We start from the raw sequence: 5,942 nt of genomic DNA, 5'->3' as shown, positions 1-5,942 counted from the left end.
GATCCCAGGCCCCCGCAGCCGCCATCAGCGGCCCCGGCCCCGCACCCGCATACATCCGACCCGAGTTCACCTCCGGCGGCAACACCGCAAAATCCACAGCGAAAACCTCCTAATAACCCGACGCGGATTTATGTTCATCGATTTGCCCGAGCTTGCTATGAAGAAAGAAATCAGCTGCCCAAGGCTGTCGTACACTCAAATCTAAATTTTTTTCGCCCTTGCCCGGCGGATCCTTCGGGGCATGTTGTCGCCGCTCCCGGCAGCGCTCATAGCTCCGGTGGCCGCGCAGCGACCAAGCGGCTGTGCCAACGCGCTGCCGGGCCGACAATGACTCCATCTTGTGGGGTCCTTTCACGCCCAGCTGGAGCCGACGGCGCTATCGGTGGAGGCCATATTGTTGCCTGCGGTCTGCACCTTTTGGCCATGGGCGTTGGCTTGCTCGTAGATAACCTGGAAGTTGCGGCCCAACGCGGTAATGAACTCCTGACACGCCACGGAGCCCGAACCGCCCCAAAAGTCACCGGCCGCAAGCACATCACGGACGATGGCCTGATGCTCGGCCTCCAACGAGGCGGCTTGAGCGCGAATCAACGCGCCATGGGCGTCAACGTCGCCGAACTGATAGTTGATCGTCATTTCGTGGTTCTCCTCATTAACGGGTCAGCTGGACAAAATCTGCTGGGAGGCTTGCTCTTGCGCCTCGTAGTTGTTGGCGTCGCGGATCAGCCCGTCGCGCACCCCATGCAGCATGTTGACGATGTTGCGGAACGCGGTGTTCATCTGGCCCATGGTGTCGTGCGAGGTCGCCTGGGCGGTGCCGTTCCAGCCGGAACCGGCAATGTTAACCGAGGACGCATACATCTTGCGGGCCTCGTCCTCCACCGTCTGCGCGTGCACATCAAAACGGCCCGCCATATCCCGCATGGCATTCGGATCCGTCATAAACCGTGTAGACATCTCAACCTTCCATTAGTCGAAACTTTTAACTGAATTCAAGATGTAGCAGCCCGTATTGAAGCTGCCTTCGAACTAGCTTTTGGTTATCTAGACCGCTAAAACATCGGTATTTTCCCCTTTCGCCTAACCGGCCGCGACCGCGTTAGCAGCCTCCGTAGCCGCGTATGAACCTGCACTGGTGCCCAAGGTGTTGACGAACATTTCATGAATCGCCGCGGCCTGGGCACTAACCGTCTGATAAATCTGAGCGTGCGCCACGAACTGCGCAGCCACTAACGCCGAGACCTCGTCGGCAGCCGCGGGGAGAATCCCCGTCGTTGGAGCGGCGGCCATCGCATTCTGAGAGGTCACCGCGGAACCGATGGTACTCAAATTCTCGGCCGCCGTTGATAAGGCTTCTGGTTGGGTAGTTACAAACATCACTTGAACTCCGTTCTCTCCGGACAGGTTCGCCAACCTAATCGGATGGTTATGTCATCGCCGTCACAAACCCGTTACACCGTAGTTAAACTTTCAGGGGTCATGCCCGGTCGCGCGCCTACCGCTTTGTTTACGCTGGTCCGCCAACATGCCTACCGCAACATCCGACATGTAACCCTTGATCCTCCTCACCTCCTCTTGCTCATCCTCCACAGCCACACCTTTACCCGTACTGGCGACTCCGCGAGTGGCACCACGGGCCGAGGTGTGGCGCGCGTCACGGTATCCTATCGCTGTGACTTCCGTCAAGCAGACGATATAAATCGAGCAATCGGGTAATCCGGCTCGAGCATCGGCGGTCGCATCGGCGCAGATCTCGCTCGGCAACCATCCAGTAGCTGTACTACCACTAGCAGTGCGCCATTCTTGGTCTGTCGCGCCAGCCTCGGTAGTTGGATCCGCTTGTGCGGGAAAGCTTCTGCGAGTACGACAAGCATAGCTCCCGCCAGCTCAACCTGGGAGGCACGGCATTTGCCGACCCAGAGCCGAAACAGCACCGGCAGGCAGATCGGATGGCTGCAAAACGGCAGCCGCATCACGAACCGGGCGGTCACCCACCGGTTGCCCCGAGCCAGTGTACCGGGTCCTTGCGCGGCTCTGGCATCACAACGCGTGACGGTGGCTGAGGCCCCAGGGTTTGGTCGGCAAACCCGCGCGACGTGAAGATATTAGATTTGAAAAATCAGGGTCAGAGCAACCCGAGTAGTTGCAGGTCTGTGACGTACTTGACGATGATCGGCGCCGAGACGTGTGGAATGTCGTTGTACGGGCCGATTTTCGCGTCCCGCACCGCAGCGCGGAACCGGTCGGTTGGGGCAAGCGAACCGCGGAGCGGGGTCTGTGGCTTCTGGTAATTATGCAGCAGCGGCAGCAGCGAGTAGTGGCGCTGCTTTTCTGGCAAAGCCCGCAGGCTCGTCTCGAACCGCTGCAACCATTCGGAGTAGTCAGCGATCCGCTGGATGGAATACCCAGCGTCGATCAGCCAGTCGACGTACTCATCGAGCCCGATGCCGTCGTCGTAGGCGTTCATCACGTGATAGGTCTGGTATCCCTCGATCTGGGCGCCCAGCGTGGCGATAGCCTCTGCAATGAACTCGACCGGTAGGCCGTCGTAGTGCGTACGCTGCCGGTTGCCCTCGGCGTCGAGCTCGTAAAACGAGCCGGGCGCGATCCCGGTGGCGACCAGACTCAGCATCAGCCGGGTGAACATATCCGGCAGGTTGAGCTGGCCCGCGTAGCTGGTGTCGGCCAGGATCATGTCGCAGCGCAACACCGCGACTGGCAGATCGCACAGATCGTGGGCCTCGGCCAGCAGCACCTCACCGGCCCACTTGCTGTTGCCGTAGCCGTTGGCGTAGCCGTCGTTGACCGCCCGGGCGGGGCTGATCACCCGAATGTCGGCGTCCTCGACGAACTTTCCGGGTCGGATCTGATCGCCCACCCCGATTGTCGACACGTAGGTGTACGGCTTGATCCTGGTGGTCAACGCGACGCGGATCAGCTCGGCGGTGCCCACTACGTTGGGGCCGAACAGCTCGCTGTGCGGCAGGACGTGGTTGACCAGCGCCGCCGGGTCGATGATCAGGTCGACGGTGTCGGCCAGCCGCTGCCAGATCTGTTGGTCTAGGCCCAGGTTGGCCTCGCTTTTGTCGCCGGCAATAACCTCCAGGCGATCGGTGGCGAGCCCTCTGTAGTGCTCCAGCAGTTCCGGGTCACCGCTGTCGAAGGTGTTGTCCAGCCGGGCCCGCGCCTCCTCGTCGGTCTTGGCCCGCACCAACGCGATGACCTTGCCATCGACCAGGTCCATCCGCTCGAGCCATTCCAGCGCCAGGTAGCGGCCCAAAAAGCCGGTGGAGCCGGTCAGCAGCACCGTGCGGACCTCGCTGGCAGGCCCGGGCAGGTTCGGGGCGGCGGCCAGGGTCCCAACGTCGAGGAACTTGTCCAGCGTCAGGTCGGCCGCGCGCACCTCGGTCACGTCCCGGCCGTGCACCGAGCCGAAAGTCGGTCGCTTGGAGCCTTGGCGCTCGGCCTCGATGTAGTTGGCGATGGACCGCAGGTCCGACGCCGGGCTGACGATCACGCCCACCGGAACGTCGATGTCGAAGATCTCGCGCAACAGATTGCCGAATGTTAACGCCGACAACGAGTCTCCACCCAGATCGGTGAAGTGTGCGTCGGGTGCCAGTTCGGCGGTCGACGCACCCAGCAGCGCAGCCGCGGCACGGCTGATCGTCTCCAGCACCGGTCGGTCAGTGCCGCTGCGCCGCAACGCGCGCAGTTCGTTGGACTGTCCTTCGTCGAGCTCGGCGTAGAGCTGTTCAAGCCGCTCGCCGTAATGCTGCTTGAGCTTGGGCCAGGCCAGCTTGCGGATACCGGTCAGCAGACCGTTCTCCAGTGAGAACAGAGTGGTCTCGATCAGGAAGTCGCGCGGCACCTCGTAGGACTGCAGGCCGGCCTGCTTGGCCACCGCCTGCAGCGACTCGGCGATGCGGGGCTTCAGCTCCGCGGAATCGAAGCGCGACAACGCATCTTCGGTCGGAACTACGACCGCCAGCAGGTAAGAGTGCGCGCCGTTGCCGTAGATGTAGATCTGCCGCACCAGCGGACTGGTGCCGAAAGTCGCCTCCAGGTTCGCCAGCGTGACGAACTCGCCCTGGGCAAGTTTGAGCACGTTGTTGCGCCGGTCGACGTACACCAGCCGGTCGGGGCCCACTTCGGCCACCACGTCGCCGGTCCGGTAGTAGCCGTCCTCGTCGAATACGTTGGCGGTGACCTCCGGGCGCTTGTAGTAACCCGGAAACATATTCTCGGTCTTGAGCAGCAGCTCACCGCGCGGATACGGCCGGTCAGTGTGGAAGTAACCCAGATCCGGGACGTCCACCAGCTTATAGTCAATGACCGGCGGGCGCTGCACCGCCCCGTCGAGTAGGACCATCCCGGCCTCGGTCGAGGCGTAGCCGTCGAGAACGTGCATCTCCAGCATGGACTCGATCCAGGTCTTCAACTCCGCCGAAATGGGGGCGGAGCCGGTCATCGCGAAGATGAACCGCCCGCCTAGAAGATGCTGACACTGCTCAGCCATGACCTCGGCTTCGACTGCGGCGTGGTGGGGGCCGCCGGCCCGCTCAGCCAGGCGGCGATCCACTTGGCTTTGGAACTCACCGAACAGCATCTCCCAGATCCGCACCACAAAGTTCAGCTCGGTCGGCCGCACCAGCGCAAGGTCTTCCAGCAGCGTCGACAGGTCGCTCTTGGCGCTGAAGTAGGCCGTGCCGCCGTTGCCGAGCGTGCCGTACAGGATGCCGCGACCCATCACGTGGCTCATCGGCATGAAGTTGAGCGTTATCGACGCCGCGTTCGGCCCGAACCGGTTCCGGTTGTTGCGCAGCCACATTTTGGTCACATTGTTCTGCGGATACATCGCACCCTTAGGTGCACCGGTGCTTCCGGAGGTGTAGATGAGCAGCGCCAACGCGTCCTCGGGCACCTCGGCCGATGGGGCCGGAAGTGCCTTGCCGCGTTCCAGCACCTCCGTCAGTGTCTCCACGATGACCTGGCTGTCCGCCAGGCGCGCGCAGGCCGCCTCGAACGCCTCGCGGTGGTCGTCGACCTGCCGGTGGTAGTCGAACACCACTAGCCGGACCGGGGCGGGGCCGCTCTCGACCAGCTCGACTGCATCGGAAATGTAGTCGATGCTGGCCGCGATCACGACAGGCCCGGTCTCGGCAACGATGGGCTGCAGTGCAGCGATCGCCGCGCTGGCCTGCAGCGGAACCGACACCGCGTTGATCTGGCCCAGCGCAATGTCGATTGTCGCGTAATCCACGCTGTTGAAGCCCAGCACACAGACGCGGTCGCCGGGTGACACCAGGCCGTCGACCCAGGCGGCTGCCACCGCGCCGACGCGATCGGCCAGTTCGCGGTAAGTGATCGTGTCGAAGCGGGGCAGCAGCCGCAGCGATGTGCGGCCGGACCGCGGATCTTTGACGAACTCAACAGCGCGCCGGCCGAGAGCGGGCCGGTCCGCGTAGCCCTTGAGCACGGTCTGGACAACCTGCGGCAGACGCAATCCGGGTTCGTGCACCGCCGCGGCGACGTTCGGATCGGGACGGGCGGCGGCGAACTCGGGGTCGGTGGCAGTTAAGTAGGCAATCCGGCCTTCGAGGCGCTCTTCGTCGGTTTGGGTTGACATTCAAGTCCTCTCGCAAGTTCGGACGTAGCAGATTTACGGCGGACCGTTGTGTCCAACGGATAAAACGTTAGCAACGCTAAACTTCCCCGGCAACCACGGTGCCGCCGGGCTTCCTGTGAGATCGGCCACCGGTGGATCGGCTGATGGCTTATATGGTCGACTGCAGCCGTAGTTCGGGGCTGGGGTGTTTCGGCGTGTCTGCGCTGGTAGGAGCGGTGGCCGGGGCATTGTTCGGAGTTTGTGAACACATGCGAATATGCCGCGGCCCCCGCGGCTGCCAGCGTAGACCCTGACCGGTGGTGGGCGCAGTTCT

At 62.9% G+C, this 5,942-nt stretch carries 5 protein-coding genes; all 5 read right to left on the bottom strand.

Annotated features, from left to right (window positions below; translation table 11 throughout):
- Nucleotides 1–97: PPE domain-containing protein (locus AC2VOU_RS15330; protein WP_486958149.1), on the bottom strand; the 97-nt coding region annotated here is incomplete at its 3' end.
- Nucleotides 98–351: 254 nt separating this feature from the next.
- On the bottom strand, nt 352–636 hold the full coding sequence (locus AC2VOU_RS15325; RefSeq protein WP_486958147.1) for a WXG100 family type VII secretion target: 285 nt from the start codon (nt 634–636) through the stop codon (nt 352–354).
- A gap of 24 nt (nt 637–660) precedes the next feature.
- Nucleotides 661–957: a WXG100 family type VII secretion target gene (locus tag AC2VOU_RS15320; protein ID WP_486958146.1), complete on the bottom strand. Its 297-nt coding sequence runs from the start codon at nt 955–957 to the stop codon at nt 661–663.
- A gap of 123 nt (nt 958–1,080) precedes the next feature.
- Nucleotides 1,081–1,380, bottom strand: a complete 300-nt coding sequence (locus AC2VOU_RS15315; RefSeq protein ID WP_486958148.1) for a PE family protein — start codon at nt 1,378–1,380, stop codon at nt 1,081–1,083.
- Between the two features lie 745 nt (nt 1,381–2,125).
- A complete protein-coding gene (car, locus tag AC2VOU_RS15310; RefSeq protein WP_486958145.1) occupies nt 2,126–5,629 on the bottom strand; it encodes a carboxylic acid reductase in 3,504 nt (1,167 codons plus the stop codon).
- Between the last annotated feature and the right edge of the window lie 313 nt (nt 5,630–5,942).

This window comes from Mycobacterium sp. TH-M25, assembly GCF_057473665.1.
This window is presented reverse-complemented; position numbering and strand designations above follow the sequence as displayed.